This window comes from Arthrobacter sp. H20 (assembly GCF_000520515.1).
GTDB lineage: Bacteria > Actinomycetota > Actinomycetes > Actinomycetales > Micrococcaceae > Arthrobacter_D.
Genome location: NZ_KI914731.1, coordinates 25,346 through 44,225, shown reverse-complemented (window position 1 = coordinate 44,225; position 18,880 = coordinate 25,346). Strand labels below are relative to the sequence as shown.

Sequence of the window (18,880 nt, the reverse complement as noted above, 5' to 3'; positions counted from 1 at the left end):
CGCCCTCCGCGGCCAGCGCCTGGGCAATGGCCAGGCCGATGCCCGAGCTCGCGCCCGGCACCAGTACGTTCTTTCCCTTGAGTCCGGTATCCATCAGGCAATCTCCTTCACAGCATCAAGGTGGGCGTCGATCATGTCGGCAAGGGCGGGGGGCAACGTGGGGGATGGTGGGCGGACCGCGGCGTCGGCGATGATGCCGCGGCGGCGCAGGATCTCCTTGCGCAGGGCAAGCCCGATCCCGGGCTGACCCTCGAAGTTGGCCAGCGGCAGCCACTGCGCAAACGCCGCGCGGGCTGCCGGGAAGCCGCCGTCGGCGAACGCGGTCAGCGCTGCCTGCAGCCCTTCCGGGTGGGAGAACCCGGTCATGGCACCGGCCGCACCGGCGGCCAGTTCATCGATCAGGCCGACGCCGCCGAGCCCGCCGAACACCGGCACCGTGGCCGCAGCGGTCAGCGCGGCGATGGGAACTGCGGTGGGTGGGGCCTCGGACTTCACCGCGCTGATGAACGGGCAGAGCTCCAAGACCTGCAGGATCTGCGCGGCGCTGATCTTCACCCCCGAGGCCACCGGATAGTCCTGCAGCACAATCCCGGCGCCGGTCTCGGCGGGGATGGCCTCGTTGATCGCTGCCAGGTGAGCGGCGAGGAACTCGGGGTTGGCGCTATTGGCCTGAACCATCAGGGCGCCGAGATTGCTGCCCGCTGCGGCGACCGCTGTCCGGGCCTGCTCGACGGCGACCGCCGTCGACCGTGCCGACAGGCCGACCACCAGCGGGGTGTCGCCGGCTTCCTCTGCGACGGTGGTCACGATCAGGGTCTGCTCGGCGGTGTCCAAAGACACGCCCTCACCGAAGACGCCGAGAACCACCAAGCCGGTGGCGTCGAGTCCGGTGTAGAGGCGGACTTCGCTGCGAAGGGAGTCGGTGTCGACGGCGAAGCCGCTGCCGTGGAAGGGAGTGGCGAGCACACCCCAGAGGCCTCGGGCTAGAGGGGAGACTGGCGATGTAGTCACAGGGATGTGGTGTCCTTTCGTTCGGAGTTGTGGTCCAGTGCCAGCGAGACAATGTGCTCGGCGATGGCGAGCGAGGAGGTGGCGGCGGGGGACGGCGCATTGCGGACGCTCAATACCGAGCCCTGCCGGGTGATCCGGAAATCGTCCACCAGCGATCCGTCGCGGGTGAGCGCCTGGGCGCGGATGCCGCGGGGGCCGGGGACGACGTCGTCGGCCGTGATCTCCGGGACGTACTTGCGGGCTTCGGCCACGAACCGGCGCTTGCTCAGCGACCCGAGCATTTCGGTGGCACCGGTGCGCCAGTGCTGCTTCGCGAAGGACCTGAATCCCGAGTACATCACCGCGTCCATGAGGTCGCGGGGCGAGATGGTGGACCATTTGTAGCCTTCGCGGGCCAGCGCCAGCACCGCGTTGGGGCCCACCATCACCTCGCCGTCGACGCGGGGCGTCAGGTGCACGCCGAGGAAGGGATACCGGGGGTCGGGCACCGGGTAGACCAGGCCGCGGACCAGGTGGCGGCGTTCGGGGCGCAGCAGGTAGTACTCGCCGCGGAAGGGGACAATCTTGGGGTCGTCGTCGTCGCCGGCGAGCTTTGCCACCCGGTCCGCCTGCAGCCCGGCGCAGACAATCACCGTGTCATAGGCCTCTGACGTTTCGGCGCCGAGATGCGTCCCCGTGACTACCGTCTGGCCGGCGCGTTCGGTCAGCCCTGTGACTTCGAAGTTGGTGTGGACGGTGCCGCCAGCGGTCTCCACATCCATCGCGAGGGAGCGGGTGACGGCGCCGTAGTCGACAATCGCCGTGTGGGGGGAGTGGATGCCCGAGGTGCCCTTGACGTGGGGTTCCAGTTCCAGCAGCTCGTCCTCGTTGATGATGTGCACCCCGGGCACCCCGTTGGCGACGGCGCGGTCCATGATGTCACCGAGGCGGCCTTCCTCGACCGGGTTGCGGGCGACGAGCACCTTGCCGCACTCGTCGTAGGCCAGGCCTTTATCGGCGCAGTACTCCTTGAGCATGTCCACACCCTGCCGGCAGAGCCGCGCCTTCAGCGATCCGGGCGTGTAGTACAGCCCGGCGTGGACTACCCCGCTGTTCCGGCCGGTCTGGTGACCGGCGAGGATGGGCTCCTTCTCCAGCACGGTCACGTGGGCGTCGGGCTGGACCTGCAGCAGCCGGCGGGCGACTGCGGCACCAACAATGCCACCTCCCACCACTGCGAAACGCGTGGGCATCATCTCTTCTCCTCCATCGGGGTCAGGGTGTGGGCTGGTGCTTCGGATGCGGTCACTGACCGTGACCGGCGGATCATCCGGCGCGCCACAGTGAACGTCACGGCGGCCAGGGCGGCGACGACGGCTGCCGCCAGCCAGGCGGTGTCATACGAGGTGGCGGCGGTCAGCAGCCCGAACAGCAGGGGGCCGGCCGCGGCGCCAAGGGAGAGCCCGGTCTGGATGACGCCGGTGGCGGTGGCCGCGTTGGCGCGGTTGTCCCGGACCACGGCGAAGTGCACCAGTCCGGGCCACGTCCAGCCAGCGCCGTAGGCGAGCAGGGCCCCGAGGACGAAGAGCAGCGAGCTGGTCCCCAGGGCGAGCAGCAGATACCCGATCACCCCGAGCGCCAGCAGATTGGTGATCAGCACCAGGGGGCTGCGGTGCGGATACTTGTCCATCGCCAAGCCAAGAATTATCCGGATCACCAGGCCCAGCAGGGCTGCGCTGGCGAACAACAGTCCGGCGGTTCCGGGTGCCATCCCGTATTGCACCGCCGAGTCCACCAGGAACACGCCCAGCGATGTTGCTGCTGCCGCGGCGAGCCCCGCCCCCAGGCTGAGCACAATGAGGCCGCCGCGGGGCGTGCCCCGGTCTGCCGCGGGAGTTTCCCCGGGCTGGGCGGGGCGAGTGCCGGGTGCGCTGAGGAGCGCCCACACGGCAATGGCGATGGCCATCAGGGAGCCGAGCAGGAACGCGTACCGCCAGCCCACGGCAAGGGCAATCACCGGGACGGCGATTCCGGCGATCATCGAGGCCGCCGGAATGGAGGACTGCTTGACCCCGAACGCCAGCCCGAGCCGGTTGGGATTGACGGCCCGGGAGATCCCCAGGTTCGCCGACGGCTGGGCCATCGCGTTGGCCAGACCGCCGACGAACAGGGCGACAATCAGTAGCGCGAACGTCGGCGCCAGACCGGCACCGGCCAGGGCGACTGCGGCGAGCGTCGCCGAAGCGACCATGCCTTTCGCGGCACCGATGCGCTGCACCAGCCCGCCCAGCGGACGGGCCAGCACACCGGACACCGTGAACAGGGTGGCCGCTGCCATTCCCATCTCCGCGGGGCCCATGTCCAGGTCCCCACGGATCTGCACCGCCAACGCACCCAACAGGAAGGCAGGAAGCACCCCTGTGGTGGTGACGGAGACGGCCTGCAGCATGGTGACTGCTGCGTGCGTCGACGATGCTGTGGTCATGAAGCGGTGGGATCCGTTCTGGTGGCCTTCGACGACGACGACCGCGTCGCCTTCGTGGACGCGGTTGCACGGTGCGCACCGGTGCGCGACGGAGTGCCTGACGTCGTGCGTGTTGCCGGGTCCGCTACAGATTCGGAGTCGGACTGGGATACCGAATCGGAATCCGTGCCGTCGGCGTCCGAATCGTGCGGATGCCGCTTCCGCCCGACAAGGTGCACCAGCACGCCAGCAGCGATGATCGCTGCGCCAATCCCGATGTACAGCGGGTCAAGAGTGAGCAGCGGTAGGGAGCCGATACCCAGGATGACCCGCTCGGGCCAGCGGGCCGGTCCGATGAGCCAGCCACCGGTGGCGACCGCCAGCGCGGAAACCGCCAGGATGGAAACCGAGAAGGCCAGCGCAACAGTTCCGACTCCGCCCTGCAGCAGCAGCCCAACACCGGATCCGGAGAGGACAAAGATGAACGGCACCAGGAAAGCGGACAGTGTGTAGCGCCAGGTGAGCCACATGGTCTTGATCGGTTTGCCGCCGGTGATGGCTGATGCTGCGAACGGTGAGAGCGCCGTCGGGGGCGACACTTCGCTGAGTACCGAGTAGTAGAAGATGAACATGGCTGCGGCGAAGCCAGGCACACCTACGTCCTGCAGCGCCGGGCCGATGATCACCCACGAGATGATGAAGCTCGCGGTGACGGGCACCGCCAGGCCGAGCAGGATCACAGCGGTTGCGGAGAAGATCGCGGTGAGTAGCAGGCTGCCACCAGCGAAGTCGACAATGATGCTGGCCAGTTTCAATCCCAGACCGGTCAGGGTCATGATGCCGACGATCAGGCCAGCCGCGGCCATCACGGGAATCACGGACAGTGCGCCGGCGGCCCCCGTGGCGAGGGCCTCCCAGATCCGCTTCGGTGTCATCCAGGACTGGCGGTCGAAAAAGCTGAGCACAAAGGCCAGTGCTGTAGCGAACACGACGGCGCGGAACGGAGTCATGCCCAGTGCCATGAACACCACGATCGCGAGCAGTGAGCTGAAGTGGTAGCCGAAGCGCAGCAGCAATTTGCCCACCGGTTTGTGATCCATCTCGACGGCCTTGGTTTTGAACCGGCGGGCATCCATTTCGATAGCGAGGATGATGCCGAAGTAGTAGAGCAGGGTGGGGATGGTGGCCCAGATCAACACCTGCAGGTATGACACGCCGAGCAGCGCGGCGATGATGAACGCTGCAGCACCGAGGGTCGGCGGGGACATGATGGCGCCGATACCTGCGGCTGCCAGGATGCCACCACCGTGTTCCTTGGGGTAGCCTGCCTTGCGCAGCAGCGGCCAGGAGATGCCACCGAGGGTAACCGTGGTGGCTACGCCGGACCCGGAGACGGTGCCGAGCAGGAAGCCGGCGAGGGTAACGGTACGGCCAGGGCCGGACTTCGACTGGCCGAACGCCGAGAAGGACAGGTCGATGAAGAATTTGGTGGCGCCCGATGCGCCCAGCACGGCACCGTAGATGGTGAACAGGATGATGTAGGTGGCCGCGACGTCAGTGGGAACACCGAAGATTCCTTGCGTACCCATCACGTTGTGCCCCACCAGACGGATCCAGTCGAACGAAGAGGTGGTGAACGGGGCCGGGAAGTAGGGGCCCCAGTAGGCGTACCCGAAGAACCCCAGCACCACCAGCGGAACCAGGATGCCGACGGTGCGCCGTGCGGCCTCGAGAACGACCAGGATGGCGATGATGCCCATGATCAGGTCGAGATAGGTGGGCACGATCGCCCGGCGAAAGAACGGGTCCCAGTCGGAAATGATGTAGGCAAAGGGCACAATGGCAACGGCGGCGAGCACCCAGTCAAGGATGTGCGGGTTGTCCGACTTGCCGGCGGCCTTGTCCTTCGCCGTTCTGCCCCAGCCGCGGTACACCAGGAAGACCAGTGACAATCCGATCATCAGGAACGCGGGGAGGTAGAACTGCGTAGCCATGGGGTTGAAGACCCAGTACAGCGCGAATGCTGACAAGCCTGCGCCGACAATCTTCACCACCAGGGCCGGAATCCCGGTGAGCTGCCGGGAGGGCTTCTCCGCCTCATACTCGGCGATCAGCGCGTTCTCGTCGATCTGGCCTCCGCGGTCGATCGGGTTGACCACGCCGCCGCCATCGTCGGGGACCTTCCCCCGGTCCGGGTTGTGAGGGTCCATCGCCTCGCTGATGGTGGGACGGTGCGGCGTGCCGGCCTTGACGGCCTTGACGGCGCCGTCACCGTCAATTCGCTCGGTCATGGGGTCTCCTTGATGTCTAGCAGGATGAACGGCTGGTCGTCGTTGACCAGGGGCCACAGCGGAACGGGCGCTGCTCCCGGAAGGTGGAGGGTACGCTCGCCGAGGTCGGTGGCGGCAAGCGAAAGGTCAGTGAAGACTGCGGGATGTGCTGGGTCTGGGTCGACAACAAAGTTCCGCCGGTCGGAGGAGTCGGCCGGGGTGGGGGCGCCGGGGACACCGTAATACTCTTCGAGCACCGCGAGCTGGTCGGCGGCGAGCTGGTCGAGCCGGAAACTGCCGTCGGGAAGAACCGTATAGCGTTCCTCGGCGATGGTTCCGTAGATGGAATTGCGGTAGCTGACCGCGAAGGTGTCCCCGGGAAGGGGCACCGAGGCCAGCCCGCCGTCGTCGTTGGTGATCACGATGCTGCGCCCAGAAACGTCCTGTTTGGGGATGCCCTGGGCAGCAACAGCGATCGCTCCACCGCTCAGCATGCCAAGGCACACCAGGAGGGTGACGACGACGGCGGGCTTGCGCATCAGTTCCTAGCCTGCTGCTTCGTCAAAGTAGGCCTGAGCGCCGGGGCAGGTTTCGATGTAGGAAATGTCACCGGCCGTGGCGGCATCCAGTTCCACTGCGGCGGGGTGCACCTGGGTGAGGGCTTCGACGTTGTCGAAGATCGCCGCTGTAATATCCTGCTGCAGCTGCTCATCCATGTCCGGGCTGGCCACGAGGATATTCGGTGAGGCGATCGCTGAGACCGCTTCGGTCTGGCCCTCATAGGTGTCGGCCGGGATATCTTCCTCCACGTAGTACTCGCCGTATTCCGTGGAGAGCTGGTCGGCGTATTCGCCGATGTTGAGCAGGTTCATGTCGCCGTCGCTAGCGAGATCGATCAGCGCGCCGGTGGGAAGGCCACCGGACCAGAAACCGGCGTCGATGGTGCCGTCGCGCAGTGCTGCGACGGTTTCAGCGGCGCCGAGCTGCCGGCGTTCCACCCCGGACTCGGGGTCGACGCCGGCGGCCTCGAGGATGCGCAGCGCTGCGACCTCGGTGGCTGAGCCGGGTGCGCCAACCGAGACGACCATGCCCTCCATATCAGCGACGCCCTCAATGCCGGTGCCGTCAACTGTGACGGCCTGCATGAAGTTGTTGTAGGTGTTGCCGAGCGAGCAGATCTCGATGGGGTTGCCCTCGAAGTCGTTGACACCCTCGACGGCGTCAGAGACGACGTCGCCCACGGCGAACGCAAGCTGCGCTGACCCGTTTTCGATCAGGAGCATGTTGTCCACTGAGGCGTTGGTCTCCTGGACGGTGGCGTCATAACCCTCGATGTTGTCGCGGATCATGGTGGCAAAGCCGCCGCCAAGAGGGTAGTAGACGCCACCCGTTCCGCCAGTGGCGATGGACAGGGTGCCGCCATCGGCGGCACCACTGGCGTCACCGCCGCCGCTGCCCCCGCTGCTGGTGTCGGGGCTGCCGCAGGCGGACAGGAACAGTGCGGGGACGGTGAGTGCCGCCGCGGCAAGACGGACCCTGCGACGGTGCAGTGGTGAGGTGGTCATTGGTGTTCTCCCTTTGTGGTGGTGGTGAGGTGCGATTGAGGATGAGAAGTGGGGGCGGCTGGGGCATTTACAGCTGGGGCGTTGACGTCGCCGGCGGCGAGTAGCCCGGACAGGGCGCGGTAGTAGCCGACCAGGATGGCCAGTTCGGTGACGCCTGAGTGGCCGTGGTGCGCGAGTGCGTCGGCGTGGTCCTCGACGGCGACGCTCCGGCCATTCAGCAGGGCGGCGGTGAAGGTGAGGGCTGACCGCTCGTCTGCGGGCAAGCCATCTGGAACAAAACCGCCGCGGAGGCTCTCCAGTTCCGCCTCGGTGATGCCGACGGTGCGGGCGACCCGGCTATGGGCGTACCACTCGTAGGCGGAGCACCGTTCGGTAGCGACGGCGCAAATCACCAGTTCCCGCGTGCGGGAGGGCAATTTCCCGCCGAACCGCAGTGCGGCTCCGAGCGCCTGGACGGCCTGCCCGATCTGTGGTGCGTAGAGCAGTGCGTTGAAGGGGCCGGCCAGGTGGCCGTCGTCGTCGACCACGAGGAACGGGCCGCCAGCTCGGGGTGGGCCGGCGATCGTGGTGTAGAGGGCGAGCTGCTCGTCGTCGAGTGCGGCAGGCGCCAGAAGTGGGAAACGGCCACCGTCTGCTTTTTCGGTGAAAACCTCGGGAACAGAATGTTGTTCAGACAAGGGTTCGCCCGCCGTCGACGTAGAGCACATGGCCGGTGACAAAAGCAGCCTGGCGGGAAGCAAGGAAGAGGGCGGGACCGGTGAGGTCACCGGTGGTGCCCAGCCGGCCGGCGGGGACCAGCGAAGTATAGTGCTCGCGAACTCCCGGCTTGTCCAAATGTCCGCGGGTTAGTTCCGTTTCCACGTACCCGGGGGCGACGGCGTTGACGGTGACGCCGTCAGCGGCCCATTCGCGGGCCATCACGCGGAGGAGCTGGTTGAGACCGCCCTTGCTGGCGGCATAGGGGCCGTGATCCGGGTGGGCGAGCTGGCTGGAGACGGAGGAGCAGTACACCTGGCGGCCGTAGCCGGCGGCGACCATCAGTTTTCCTGCCGCCCGGCCGAGGCGGAAGGCGCTGGTGAGGTTGATGGAGATCATGCGATCCCAATCGTCGTCGGTGGTGTCCAGGAGGGGGACCCGGTTATTCACACCCACCGCGTGCACCAGGACGTCGAGGCCGCCGAGTTCGGTTGCTGCACGGGCGACGGCGTCGTCGCAACCGTCAGTCGTTGACAGGTCCGCCTCCAGTGGATGGACCCGAGGATCAAGGGCAGCGAGGCTACCCGGGTTGACGTCGGCGACCACCACGGCGGCCCCCGCGTCGGCGAAAGCGCCGGCCAGGGCGCTGCCGATGCCTCCGGCGCCGGCGAGCAGGACCCGCTGGCCGATCAAGCCGAGCCACTCACTCATGGTTGCTGGCTCCTGGCTTCTGAGCTTCGACCACCCCTGACAGGGCGGGGGTGGGCGGCAGCGATGTGCGTGGGAGTGACCGGATCATTTGGATACTGTATCCAATTATGAGGATTAAAGTAACCCGCATCACACAAATATATTTGTGCGGGGCAACAATTATCTAGTGTTCGAGGAAGGTCCTCAGGGCGTCGACCGCATGATTGCGGTGCTCGTTGAGCAGCGTGATGACCTGGTCAGCGTCGCGGTCGGCGAAGGCCTCGATGATGCGCCGGTGCTCGTTCTCGACCCGGTGCCGGTTCCCCTCGTCCCCGTAGTAAACGAACCGGTAGGTCTCCGTGGCGTCCCACAGCACCTGGATGAGCTTCTCGAGTCGAGGCATCCGTGCCGCCGTCACCATCAGGAAGTGGAACCGGCGGTTGGCCTCGGTCATGGTCAGCAGGTCACCGGCTGCGCTCGCCGTCTCCACCTCCTGAGCCGCGGCTCGCAGCTTGGCGACGACGTCGTCGGCCGAGCGCCTGATCGCTACCCGGACGGCCTCGGCTTCAAGGAGTTCACGGATCCGGTAGACCTCCAGCAGATCGGTCAGCGAGAGGGTGGCCACCTTGTAGCCGCGGTGTGGTGTGTACACCACCTGTCCTTCGCTCTCCAGGACCTTGAAGGCTTCACGCAGGGGCACCCGACTCACGCCGAATCGTTCCGCCAGGGCGTCCTGGCGCAGGGGCTGGCCGGGAAGCAGTTCGCCGGCAATGATTGCGCGGCGCAACTGCGCAAGCACGAAGGCTGGGGCAGTGGCGGGTCGCTGGGAGTCCGTTTCGACGTCGTCGATCACGCTACACCGGGGTTCCGCAGGCCATTCGTCACTTTCCTGACTCTAGCGGAATACCCGGGCGAGCGGTCAGCGGGCTCGGGTCCGGTGAGCAATACGGACCGGCCGGGTCAACCTGGGCATTCGATAGGAACATATCCCTATCGAATGTCCAGGTTGCTCACCGGTGCACGGTCTGCTGCAGGCTGCCGATCACGTCGGCCAACCCGATCTCGACCCTGCTGTACACCTCGGCGTTGAGCACCATATCGCCGTCGAAATCCCCTGAGTTCGCGTAGAAGCCCACGGGGATAGTCGCTGCTGCGGCCGCGAGCACCATGTGCGGTGCCGATGTGACGAAATCGGATCGGTGGTGTTCGCCCACACCGAAGGCGTCAAGACCCACCTCGTCGGCTCCGCTCCAGCGCCGACCGATGACGTCCATCGCGGCGACGAAGGAGGGGCATGCTCCGCCGGAGGCCTCGGCCTGGTGCGTGGGACTAAGCAGCAATCATCGCCACGGCGGCAGCTGTTGCCCTGATCAGGTCGGCAGGCGCGAGCTCGATCTCCAGTCCTCGTCGCCCGCCCGACACCAGTATCGTGTCGAACTCCAGCGACGACGCATCTACCACCACCGGGCTGTGCTGCCGCTGGCCCAGCGGGGAAATACCGCCGATCACGTATCCAGTCCGCCGTTGAGCCAGCGCGGGATCGGCCATCACTGCCCTCTTGCCGCCGCAAGCTGCTGCCAGTGCCTTGAGGGCGAGGGTGCTGGAAACGGGGACGACGGCGACGGTCAGGGTGCCATCCACGTCCGCGATCAGCGTTTTGAAGACTCGGGCGGCGGGAACGCCCAGGGCTGTTGCGGCCTCGACGCCATAGCTGCGACCCCTCGGGACGGGGGCATAGGTGAGAACGGCGAAGTGGATCCCCGCTGCGTCCAGGGCGGCGGTGGCGGGCGTGGCTCGCGGGGTGCGGCTCATGAGGGAAGTCTATTGGTCGGTAGCACGGTCGCGGTCCCGAGTGTTCGGTTTAGTCGATGTGCACTGTCCGCCAATAGTAAGTATGCTTAGGGGATACTTTCTACAGTTGTCCGGCTTAGGACCTATTTGAAGGAGTAATCATTATGGCTGGAAATCTACTGGCACGATCCGTTCACGATCTGAGTGCTGCCGCCTGGTTCGGTGGATCATTGATGGGTGCCGTGGGACTGAATGGTGCTGCGGCCGATGCGAAGGATCCGAAGGAACGGACTCGCCTGGCGGCACTGGGTTGGGGCAAGTGGGCGCCCGTCCAGGCCGCAGCCTTCGGCGCACACGTCATTGGCGGCGTCGGTTTGATTCTCGGGAACAAGGGACGGGTCGCCGGGCAAAAAGGTGCCCTGGCAAACACCACGATCAAGTCAGCCGTGACGGTCGCCGGAATGGGTCTGTCCCTGTACGCCGGTATTCTCGGCAAGAAGGTTGGGGAACTCGCAGATGAGGGCGCGAAGGGTGCAACCGAACCCAGCGCAGCAAGCTCGCCTGAACTGGCCAAAGCCCAGAAGCAGCTCCGGATCGTCCAGTGGGCCCTGCCCGTAGTCAGCGGAGTGGTAATCGTTCTCGGTGCGCAGCAGGGTGAACAGCAGCGCCCCACGAACGTGCTGAGCGGACTGGCCAAGCGTCGCTAGGCAAGAAGTCCTGGATCAGGGAGCAGCACTTGATCCGATCGATCCATCGTCAGTTCAGGGCAGCGAGGAAGCGATCTTCGAACTCCGGGAGCGTGGTTTTCGTGTAGGTGGTGGTCAGGTGGTTGTCGTCCAGATAGACGTAGACATTGCCCACGACTGGGCCGCAGATCCTGTCGGGACAGATCAGATCGGTCATATCGACGAATTCAAGTGCACCACCGGTTTCCTCGGCAGATGGCACGGGAGCAGTTGCCGCCAGTTTGTCACTGAGCGGAAAATTGCACTCGGCGGAGTCTGCCCCGTGCTCCTCGACGCAGGTGATCATGTTGACCGGGAACCTGGGGTTGTCGCGGATGGCAATCACCTGGATTCCCGCCTCTTTGAGGACCTGGCTGGCATCCTCAAGGCCTGCGACGGTGCGCTCCTCGGCCGTTGCCTTGTGTGAGGTGGTTCCCATTACGAAAACGGCGTCGGGCTTCCTCTTCAACGCGTAGTCAGTGGCCGCGTCATTGAACGTGTTGCAGTCGCTGGTGCGGGCGTCGCTTTCCGTTCCGTAGCTGCAGCCACCGTTCAGGAGCGAGGTTACCTGGTAGTTGTTTCGCCAGGCCATGAGTTCAATAGGTCCCAGCCACTGTTCAACGTGAGAATTGCCGATGACGAGAATCTCTTTCGTCGGCGTACCCTGCGCGGACGTAAACGAACAACCGCGCACGGCTATCTCGTTGCCCTCGGGAGCGTGTTGACCCTCGCACTTCTCGCCGAGGACGCCCCACTCCCCGCCTAGACTTCCCAGGTCCGGGATCGGTGGTGAGTCACCGGTGGAACGGTCAACGAAACCAGTCATCAGGGAGTACGCGCCGGGATTCTCGGTGTCGGACTGGTCAATCAGCGCCTGAGCCTGCTGCTGCATGACCAGCTGAACACTCGCAACAGAGACGGCAACCAACGTGACGCAGGTGCCGATGACTGCAAGGCCGCGCACCCGGCTCGCCTCCAGACGGGGTTGGCTGCGCAGCGGATGTTCAACAAAGCGGGTAGTGAGATAAGCGAGTGCGAGGGACAGGGAAATGATCCCAAGACCCCCGATCGGCCCGACAGTGTCTTGGCCCCGGTAGACCAGGTAGATGACGAGAATGGGCCAGTGCCACAGGTACAGCGCGTAGGAGAGGTCGCCCATCTTGACCAGCGGCCCCCAGGACAGGAGCCGGTCAGCGCCGAAGCGGCTTCCTGTCTGGCCGGCGGTGATGATGAGGGCAGCAGCAAGGAGTGGACAGAGGGCGACGAAACCGGGAAACTCGCCCTCGACGTCGAGCACGTACCCGACGCTCAGCATGCCGATCAGACCTAGCCAGCCCGCTGCGATCGCAGCAGCTTTCGGAAGCTTCAGGTAGGGCAGCGCCAGCGCCAGGAGAGTCCCCAAAGCGAACTCCCACAGTCTGGCCCGGGTATCAAAATAGGCGTAGGACTGATTCGTGTCCGTCTGGTAGATCGAAAACCCGAGCGAAATGACAAAAATAAGGCCGAAAATCACTGAGGAGACGGTCCTGAACCGTAGTCGAAGCCCCTGGGCGATCAGGCTCGCGGCAAGAAAGAGTAGCGGCCACAGCACAAAAACCTGCCCCTGGATTGACAGGGACCAAAAGTGCTGTAGCGGGCTTGCGACGCTGGTGTCCGCGTAGTAATCAACAGACTCGGCTGCGAGAAGCCAGTTCTGGACGTAGAACAACGAGGCCCACGACTGCTCGAGCACCATGGTCCAGGTGGCCCTCGGCAGCAGGAGCAGCGAGGCCCCAATGGTTCCCAGCAGCACAACAGCAGCCGCAGGCAAGAGGCGCTTGAACAGATGCACCCAGTGCGCGCGGAGTGTGAAGGGAGCATCTCTATCGGATTTCTTCACGAACGTGAGAGTCATCAGGAATGCCGAGATAAGCAGGAAGATATCAACGCCACCGGAGACGCGGTCGAACCAGATGTGATAGGTGACAACCATCAGGACAGCGAGCGCGCGAAGGCCCTGAACCTCGGGTCGATATCCTTCCCGCGGGGTGAGGCCTGACGCTTGTTTCACGCGGTGACGACCGTGCACTGCTGTAGTTCCGTCGTTCCTCACAAAGTCCTCCGTCGCCCTGCAGGTTGATGCCCTGCCCTGCACGACAGCGTGCGTCTCATGGCTTCCATCTTTTCACAGGTCCATGAGTCAGCACTAAAGAGGCAAAAGGCCATGCGGCACGTAATTACCCGTACGCTGGTAAGCACACTGTCAATCCAAGGAGTCGCTGTGGCACTGAGCACGGGTACAAGCGTGGAGTGGAACACTCCGCAGGGCACCACTCACGGAAAGATTGTCGAGAAGAAAACCGCCGATTTTCAGCTGGACGGGAACACCCACCGCGCCAGCAAGGACGAGCCGCAGTACATTGTCGAGTCCGGCAAAACCGGTGCCCGGGCAGCCCACAGAGCGAGTGCCCTTACCGAGAAATCGAACTAGGCCGTGGCCTCAGCAGACGCGGAAGCAGCCACGACCCGTCATCAGGTAGTCATTGTGGGCGGTGGCAACGCCGGAATCTCCCTGGCTGCCCGGCTCCGCCGGTACGGGGCCAAAGACATAGCCGTCGTGGAGCCCAGTGCCAGGCACCTCTACCAACCGCTGTTCTCGCACATCGCCGGAGGCACTGCCGAGGTGTCAGAAGCACTCCGTCCGCAGGCCTCAGTCATTCCTCGTGGCGTCACCTGGATCCAGGATGCCGCCGTCGGCGTTGACGGAACGTTGAACACCGTCCAGCTGGCATCCGGCACCCAGCTTGGGTATGACCAGTTGGTGGTCTGCCCCGGCATCCAGAAGGACTGGAACGCTGTGCCCGGGCTTGCCGACGCGATGGCATCGGAACATGGGGCGTCGAACTACGAGATCGAGCTGGCGTCCAAGGCCTGGGACCTGCTGCGCAGTCGGCGCCGTGGCACGGTTGTGTTCAACCTGCCGCCCGGCCCGCTCACCTGCGGAGGCGCGGCCCAGAAGCCGATGTACCTGGCCTGTGACTACTGGGCCAAGGAGGGCGTGCTCGGCGATATCCGAGTGGTATTGATTGTGCCGACTCCTACCGTATTTGACGAGGCGGTGGCCAATGAGGAGCTTATCCGAAAGATCGCCGAGTACGGCATCGAGGTGCGCTACAACAGTGAGATCACCGGCGTCGACGCCGCGGAACGCGCGGTGACGGTGCAGGACAATAGCGCAGGCACCAGCGAGACGCTGACCTATGACGTGCTGCATGCCGTTCCGCCGCAATCGGCCCCCGACTGGCTGAAGGCCACCGACCTCCCCGAGCCCGGAGACCCCTCGGGTTTTGTGGAGGTCGATCCCGCAACCCTGCGATCCATCAGGTATCCGGCAATCTGGTCTCTCGGTGACGCAGCTGCAACCCTGAACTCCAAGTCGGGTGCCGCCCTGCGTGAGCAGACTCAGGTGCTCGCCAAGAATCTGATGGCAGTTCTGAAGGGCAAGAGAGTCACCGCCCGGTACACCAACTACTCCGCCTGTCCGTTCACTGTGTCGCGGTCAACCGTGGTGTTCTCAGAGTTCGATGACCAGTACCGCGCCAAGCCCTCCCTTCCGTGGAAAGGGATCATGCGGGAGCACCGGGCCACCTTTGTACTGGAACGCCATATCCTTCCCCGGGTGTACTGGAACCTGATCCTCAAGGGGCGCGCCTGACCCTGCAAATCGGCGCTGCGAGAAAAGTAGTGACCTCATGTCCAGCTGAGGCGCGTAAGCTGGAAGACTGCGGACAAAAGTATTGTCACTTCAGGCATTGCCCGCGAGGAGGCAACATTGGCACGACGCATGGCGGACCCGGCTTACCAAGCTCAGCAGTGGGAACGACGTTACGACCCGAATATCGAAGAAATCAACCGGATGTGTGACACTCTGGCCGAGCAAAAGCCGGACCGTTCACTTCCCTATATTGACCCTGCACATGACCTCGACGAGTGTCGGATTGTGAGCCTGTTCTCCAGCCCCGGCGCAAGCCTCGCCTCAGGATTTGTGTCGGCGGAGAACGACGATCAGAGTGCCATCCGCACCGCTGAAATCTACGAAAGTGTTGGGCTGCAGCCCAAGTTCGTGATGCCCTGGAACGTTTACCCCTGGTACGTCACAGAGGTGAAGGAACGGGCTCTTACCCCGGAGCAGATCGACGAAGGCGTAAAGCCGCTGTTGGCTTTCCTGCAGCGCGTCTCGCGTGCCTCGGCCCTCGTGGCGCATGGCACCGACGCCCACAAGGTGGCACGCCGCCTTACCCAGTTGGAAAACCGGGCCATTCAGCGCCGCGGCTTCAAGGTGTACAAGGTCCGCTCCACTGGTGACCGCGCGTTTGCTGGATCCCCGGCGAAGCAGGAAGTGTGGCGCCAGGAAATGCAGGCCGCCTACACCGACGCGATGGCTCGCGCTGGAATCAGCCGCGTCTGATAGTTACCGCCTGACGGCACCCGGCGAGAATCCTTCACGACTCTCGCCGGGCGCCGTCTGTCATTTAAGGAATGATCTCGTCGTCGCGGTGGAGTATTGAGACGATGAACGACGACGACGGCCGCCACGGCCTTAGGTCCCAGGTGGAAACCACGGTCCCGCGGGCCAGCCCCGCCGTGTCGGCGTCGGCGAAGAAGCGCTCGAAGGTATAGCCGCGATCGCTGCCGAAACCGACTACCAGACGGCCTTCCGGTGCGAGATGGGTCCCCAAACGGCGCAGCACCTCCGGTGCAGTCCCGGGTGCCAGGAATGCCATCACGTTGCCGGTGCAGACGACCAGATCAAAGGTGTCGCCGAGATCAAGGGTGCTGAGGTCCTCAGTCCGCCAGCGCGACTCCGGGTGATCGCGGCGCGCGGCGGCGATGAGTTCCGCGTCGGCGTCGACTCCGGTGACCTGGTGCCCCAGCCGGGCTAGTTCCCCGCCCACCCGTCCCGTCCCGCACCCGGCGTCGAGGATCCGGTAGTTCCGGCCAGCCATGGCATCAAGGAGGCGGGCTTCGCCGTGCAGATCCTTGCCCTCAGCTCGCATTGCCTCGAAGCGTTCGATATACCGGGCAGAGTGCCCGGGGTATTCACGATTTTCTGCTGCCCAAAGGGTCTCGTCATTCACTGGCACAGCCTACTAGGCATACGATCAGGGGAACATCGTCGTCCAGACTCGGAGGAACTCAATGGTCACTGCAGCACGGAGCTGGCACGGCGTCGTCGCGCTGATTGGGCTGGTGGGTCTCGGAGCGCAGGTGACTGCCCTGATCAACGGGGAGAATTACTCGCTGCTGGGTCCTGCCATGTCATGGTGGAATTTCTTCAGTTACTTCACCATTCTCAGCAACATCCTGGTGCTAGCCATCAACGCGGACCTCGCCCGTAACCCTTCTGGACGGTCGTCGACGCTGTGGCGGGTGTTGCGGTTGAACGCCGTCGTCAATATCTCGGTGACCGGGCTGATTGCTTTCACCCTGTTGCGCCGGTTGCCCGAGGTCCAGGCGCTGGTAGGCCTCGGCCGGCTATCCGACACCCTGTTGCATTACGTGGTGCCGATCCTGACGGTGCTCGGCTGGCTATTGTTCGGCCCCCGACCGCGATTCACTATCCAGACCGTGTGGCTGTCACTGACCTTTCCCGCGGTGGGGCTGGTGTACACCCTCATTCGCGGCGCTATGGTCACGTGGTATCAATACCCGTTCGTGGACCTGAGGATCATCGACCCGTTGGAGGTCTTCATCAACTGCATTTTCATTGGTGCCATGTTCGTCGGGTTTGGGTTCGCCGTTCTGCAGGTAGACAACCGAATGAAACCGAAGCTCGCAGAGGAGGCAACCCATGACTGACTCGGTCGCCTGGCCAGCAGCGCCGCCGCTGCTCAGCTGGCCGATCATGGACCAGGCATGGCTGGACGCTGTCTTCCTGCACTGGCGGATCCCGGTGGCGACAGCGGCTCAGTTCATGCCGCCCGGCACCGAGCCAGACATCTACGACGGCGACGCCTGGGTAGGGCTCATCGGTTTCAGGATGGTTGGCGCCGGGATCGGCTCCGGGATGCCCGTGCCATATTTCGGTTCTTTCAGCGAAATCAATGTCCGGCTGTATTCGCGGGAACCCGATGGGACCCGAGGCGTGGTCTTCCTCACCCTTGATGCCTCGCGGCTGGCAGTTGTTCTTGTCGCGCGAGCGGCAGGCATCCCGTACGTCTGGTCCCGCTGCGCCCCGGTGTCCGAGCCGGGTCTCGCGGGGTATACGGTGCGGCGCTTCCGCGGCGGGGCATCGTCGTCGTTCGCTGTTCGGCCGAACCGCGCCGTGGTTGCCGTCGATCCGTTGACGATCACCCTCACAGCCCGCTTCGGGTTGCATTCCGAATTGGCTGGAAGGACGTTGTTCATTCCCAACACTCATGCTCCCTGGCCTCTGCATCCGGCCGTCGTTGCCTATCTCGACGACGGGTTGGTCGCAGCCGCGGGGATTGACGTGGTGGGACCGCCCGAATCGGTGTTGTACTCGCCCGGCGTGCAGACGCAGTTTGGTACGCCGCGGGTGATCCCGCGGCGCCAAGCCGGAGACCTGTAGACGGGTCCCCGGCTCAGCCGGTGCTTACTTCTTTTCTTCGAGCTTCAGGGCGATGCCGAGTGCAAAGAAGGTCGGTGCCCAGTGGCCGATGAAGATGCCCCAGCGATCCGACTGCGCCTTCGAATCATCCTTTTTCCCGCGGCTCAGAAGCCAGGAGAAAAGCGACAGCCCGATGGAGGCAAAGCCACCAAGGTAGGCGTGCTCGCTGCGGATACCCATTTCATTCAACTTTTCGATCATTCGAAACTCCAATGGTGGTGTGGGGCATGGAGTCTCAGTTTCGCACACAACCGGGGCTAGTAGTAAGCCTGCTGATTATGGGCGGTCACACCATTCCGGATGGCCTAATGTTTAGTGACTCAATGACCGAATCCCGCGATGCATCCACTGCCAGCCGGACCGCCCTGGCCACCTGGTCTGGCTGGACCCATTCCTCGGGGCGATAGGCCTTACCTTCGAAGGTGTGGAGCTCCTGCTGCATGTCGGTGGCTACCCGGCCCGGGTGAATGGAGCATACCCGAACACCGTGGCTGCGCTCCTCCTCACGGAGCGCATCGGTGAAGGCCCGCAAGGCGAACTTGGTGCCGCTGTACAGGGCTGACCCGGCGCCTGAGCTGTAGCCGGAACCGGAATTAATTGCCACTACCTGACCCTTCGATTCCCGCAAGGCCGGGAGGAGGAGCCGGGTCAGGGTGGCCACTGCAAACACATTGATCTCGAAACTGTTGCGCCATTGGTCGGCGGTCAGATCCGCTATCTGGCCCATCTGGAGTACACCGGCTGAGTGAACGAGTAGATCGAGGGCGGTGATGCCCTCGACGGCGTCGGGCGTGAGTGTGGTCAACTCGGCGGCGAAGGGCTCGGCAGAGGGGAACGTGGCGGCGAGGGCTGCCAACGCGTCGGCATCTCGACCGCCCAAGAGGAGGTGATGAGTGGGGGCGAGTTCGCGGGCGATGGCGAGACCGATGCCTCGCGAGGCGCCAGTGATCAGGGCAATAGGCAGTTCAGTCATGGGGGACATCCTACGGGTGCCCCCTGCACGCCAGAAAAGTGGTGGGGCCGCAGGGAAGTGGTGGCGCAACCACGGTTCTGCGGGCGAGCCACTATTCCTTCGGCTC

General features: G+C 64.5%; 21 protein-coding genes. 6 read left to right on the top strand and 15 right to left on the bottom strand.

The genetic code is table 11. The features are described from left to right. Positions 1-93: 93 nt before the first annotated feature. From Y703_RS0109970 to ybaK, 11 genes are all read right to left on the bottom strand, one after another. The gene (locus tag Y703_RS0109970; protein ID WP_026552583.1) at positions 94-1,011 is read right to left on the bottom strand and encodes a dihydrodipicolinate synthase family protein; all 918 of its coding nucleotides are present in this window, start codon (positions 1,009-1,011) and stop codon (positions 94-96) included. After that, complete coding sequence (lhgO, locus tag Y703_RS0109965; protein WP_173400623.1) at positions 1,008-2,246, bottom strand: L-2-hydroxyglutarate oxidase; 1,239 nt, start codon at positions 2,244-2,246, stop codon at positions 1,008-1,010. Before lhgO ends, Y703_RS0109970 begins: the two co-directional genes overlap by 4 nt. Further along, positions 2,243-3,475 carry an MFS transporter gene (locus Y703_RS0109960; protein ID WP_026552581.1) on the bottom strand — a complete coding sequence of 411 codons (1,233 nt, stop codon included), beginning with the start codon at positions 3,473-3,475 and terminating at the stop codon, positions 2,243-2,245. Before Y703_RS0109960 ends, lhgO begins: the two co-directional genes overlap by 4 nt. Further along, on the bottom strand, positions 3,472-5,745 hold the full coding sequence (locus Y703_RS0109955; protein WP_026552580.1) for a TRAP transporter permease: 2,274 nt from the start codon (positions 5,743-5,745) through the stop codon (positions 3,472-3,474). Before Y703_RS0109955 ends, Y703_RS0109960 begins: the two co-directional genes overlap by 4 nt. After that, the gene (locus tag Y703_RS0109950) at positions 5,742-6,263 is read right to left on the bottom strand and encodes a hypothetical protein (protein ID WP_026552579.1); all 522 of its coding nucleotides are present in this window, start codon (positions 6,261-6,263) and stop codon (positions 5,742-5,744) included. Before Y703_RS0109950 ends, Y703_RS0109955 begins: the two co-directional genes overlap by 4 nt. Positions 6,264-6,269: 6 nt before the next feature. After that, complete coding sequence (locus Y703_RS0109945; RefSeq protein WP_026552578.1) at positions 6,270-7,289, bottom strand: TAXI family TRAP transporter solute-binding subunit; 1,020 nt, start codon at positions 7,287-7,289, stop codon at positions 6,270-6,272. Further along, complete coding sequence (locus tag Y703_RS19200) at positions 7,286-7,966, bottom strand: carboxymuconolactone decarboxylase family protein (protein ID WP_253908003.1); 681 nt, start codon at positions 7,964-7,966, stop codon at positions 7,286-7,288. Before Y703_RS19200 ends, Y703_RS0109945 begins: the two co-directional genes overlap by 4 nt. Beyond that, complete coding sequence (locus Y703_RS0109935) at positions 7,959-8,696, bottom strand: SDR family NAD(P)-dependent oxidoreductase (protein ID WP_026552576.1); 738 nt, start codon at positions 8,694-8,696, stop codon at positions 7,959-7,961. The genes Y703_RS19200 and Y703_RS0109935 overlap by 8 nt, the downstream gene beginning before the upstream one ends. Before the next feature lie 163 nt (positions 8,697-8,859). Continuing rightward, the gene (locus Y703_RS0109930) at positions 8,860-9,528 is read right to left on the bottom strand and encodes a GntR family transcriptional regulator (RefSeq protein WP_026552575.1); all 669 of its coding nucleotides are present in this window, start codon (positions 9,526-9,528) and stop codon (positions 8,860-8,862) included. Positions 9,529-9,685: 157 nt separating this feature from the next. Continuing rightward, the gene (locus Y703_RS22665; RefSeq protein ID WP_216698892.1) at positions 9,686-10,015 is read right to left on the bottom strand and encodes a hypothetical protein; all 330 of its coding nucleotides are present in this window, start codon (positions 10,013-10,015) and stop codon (positions 9,686-9,688) included. Then, on the bottom strand, positions 10,005-10,487 hold the full coding sequence (ybaK, locus tag Y703_RS0109920; protein ID WP_026552573.1) for a Cys-tRNA(Pro) deacylase: 483 nt from the start codon (positions 10,485-10,487) through the stop codon (positions 10,005-10,007). Before ybaK ends, Y703_RS22665 begins: the two co-directional genes overlap by 11 nt. A 143-nt stretch (positions 10,488-10,630) precedes the next feature. On the opposite strand from ybaK, the gene Y703_RS0109915 reads away from it, so the two are divergent. Further along, on the top strand, positions 10,631-11,173 hold the full coding sequence (locus tag Y703_RS0109915) for a hypothetical protein (protein ID WP_026552572.1): 543 nt from the start codon (positions 10,631-10,633) through the stop codon (positions 11,171-11,173). A 49-nt stretch (positions 11,174-11,222) separates the two neighbouring features. Here Y703_RS0109915 and Y703_RS0109910 read toward each other — a convergent pair whose 3' ends face one another. Beyond that, positions 11,223-13,241, bottom strand: coding sequence for an acyltransferase family protein (locus Y703_RS0109910; protein ID WP_035764551.1), 2,019 nt, complete (start codon positions 13,239-13,241; stop codon positions 11,223-11,225). A 210-nt stretch (positions 13,242-13,451) separates the two neighbouring features. On the opposite strand from Y703_RS0109910, the gene Y703_RS0109905 reads away from it, so the two are divergent. From Y703_RS0109905 to Y703_RS0109895, 3 genes are all read left to right on the top strand, one after another. Continuing rightward, the gene (locus Y703_RS0109905; protein WP_026552570.1) at positions 13,452-13,661 is read left to right on the top strand and encodes a hypervirulence associated TUDOR domain-containing protein; all 210 of its coding nucleotides are present in this window, start codon (positions 13,452-13,454) and stop codon (positions 13,659-13,661) included. A gap of 3 nt (positions 13,662-13,664) precedes the next feature. Further along, on the top strand, positions 13,665-14,885 hold the full coding sequence (locus Y703_RS0109900; RefSeq protein WP_035764549.1) for an NAD(P)/FAD-dependent oxidoreductase: 1,221 nt from the start codon (positions 13,665-13,667) through the stop codon (positions 14,883-14,885). Positions 14,886-15,002: 117 nt separating this feature from the next. Then, a complete protein-coding gene (locus tag Y703_RS0109895) occupies positions 15,003-15,638 on the top strand; it encodes a uracil-DNA glycosylase family protein (RefSeq protein ID WP_253908002.1) in 636 nt (211 codons plus the stop codon). A gap of 64 nt (positions 15,639-15,702) precedes the next feature. Here Y703_RS0109895 and Y703_RS0109890 read toward each other — a convergent pair whose 3' ends face one another. Beyond that, the gene (locus tag Y703_RS0109890) at positions 15,703-16,308 is read right to left on the bottom strand and encodes a methyltransferase domain-containing protein (protein WP_026552567.1); all 606 of its coding nucleotides are present in this window, start codon (positions 16,306-16,308) and stop codon (positions 15,703-15,705) included. A 61-nt stretch (positions 16,309-16,369) separates the two neighbouring features. On the opposite strand from Y703_RS0109890, the gene Y703_RS19195 reads away from it, so the two are divergent. Beyond that, positions 16,370-17,029, top strand: a complete 660-nt coding sequence (locus Y703_RS19195; protein WP_051427482.1) for a Pr6Pr family membrane protein — start codon at positions 16,370-16,372, stop codon at positions 17,027-17,029. After that, entirely contained in the window at positions 17,022-17,762 is a 741-nt protein-coding gene (locus tag Y703_RS0109880) for a YqjF family protein (protein ID WP_081743491.1), read from the top strand. The genes Y703_RS19195 and Y703_RS0109880 overlap by 8 nt, the downstream gene beginning before the upstream one ends. Before the next feature lie 24 nt (positions 17,763-17,786). On the opposite strand, the gene Y703_RS0109875 is transcribed toward Y703_RS0109880, so the two are convergent. Continuing rightward, positions 17,787-18,002 (bottom strand): hypothetical protein, encoded by a 216-nt coding sequence (locus Y703_RS0109875; RefSeq protein ID WP_026552565.1) that lies wholly within the window; start codon positions 18,000-18,002, stop codon positions 17,787-17,789. Positions 18,003-18,087: 85 nt separating this feature from the next. Continuing rightward, positions 18,088-18,774, bottom strand: coding sequence for an SDR family oxidoreductase (locus Y703_RS0109870; protein WP_026552564.1), 687 nt, complete (start codon positions 18,772-18,774; stop codon positions 18,088-18,090). Positions 18,775-18,880 lie beyond the last annotated feature (106 nt).

What these genes read in the sequence shown, in the direction of transcription:
- lhgO (WP_173400623.1), bottom strand. Translation starts at nt 2,246, where the DNA reads ATGATGCCCACGCGTTTCGCAGTGGTGGGAGGTGGCATTGTTGGTGCC.
- Y703_RS0109960 (WP_026552581.1), bottom strand. Translation starts at nt 3,475, where the DNA reads ATGACCACAGCATCGTCGACGCACGCAGCAGTCACCATGCTGCAGGCC.
- Y703_RS0109955 (WP_026552580.1), bottom strand. Translation starts at nt 5,745, where the DNA reads ATGACCGAGCGAATTGACGGTGACGGCGCCGTCAAGGCCGTCAAGGCC.
- Y703_RS0109950 (WP_026552579.1), bottom strand. Translation starts at nt 6,263, where the DNA reads ATGCGCAAGCCCGCCGTCGTCGTCACCCTCCTGGTGTGCCTTGGCATG.
- Y703_RS0109945 (WP_026552578.1), bottom strand. Translation starts at nt 7,289, where the DNA reads ATGACCACCTCACCACTGCACCGTCGCAGGGTCCGTCTTGCCGCGGCG.
- Y703_RS0109935 (WP_026552576.1), bottom strand. Translation starts at nt 8,696, where the DNA reads ATGAGTGAGTGGCTCGGCTTGATCGGCCAGCGGGTCCTGCTCGCCGGC.
- ybaK (WP_026552573.1), bottom strand. Translation starts at nt 10,487, where the DNA reads ATGAGCCGCACCCCGCGAGCCACGCCCGCCACCGCCGCCCTGGACGCA.
- Y703_RS0109915 (WP_026552572.1), top strand. Translation starts at nt 10,631, where the DNA reads ATGGCTGGAAATCTACTGGCACGATCCGTTCACGATCTGAGTGCTGCC.
- Y703_RS19195 (WP_051427482.1), top strand. Translation starts at nt 16,370, where the DNA reads ATGGTCACTGCAGCACGGAGCTGGCACGGCGTCGTCGCGCTGATTGGG.
- Y703_RS0109880 (WP_081743491.1), top strand. Translation starts at nt 17,022, where the DNA reads ATGACTGACTCGGTCGCCTGGCCAGCAGCGCCGCCGCTGCTCAGCTGG.
- Y703_RS0109875 (WP_026552565.1), bottom strand. Translation starts at nt 18,002, where the DNA reads ATGATCGAAAAGTTGAATGAAATGGGTATCCGCAGCGAGCACGCCTAC.
- Y703_RS0109870 (WP_026552564.1), bottom strand. Translation starts at nt 18,774, where the DNA reads ATGACTGAACTGCCTATTGCCCTGATCACTGGCGCCTCGCGAGGCATC.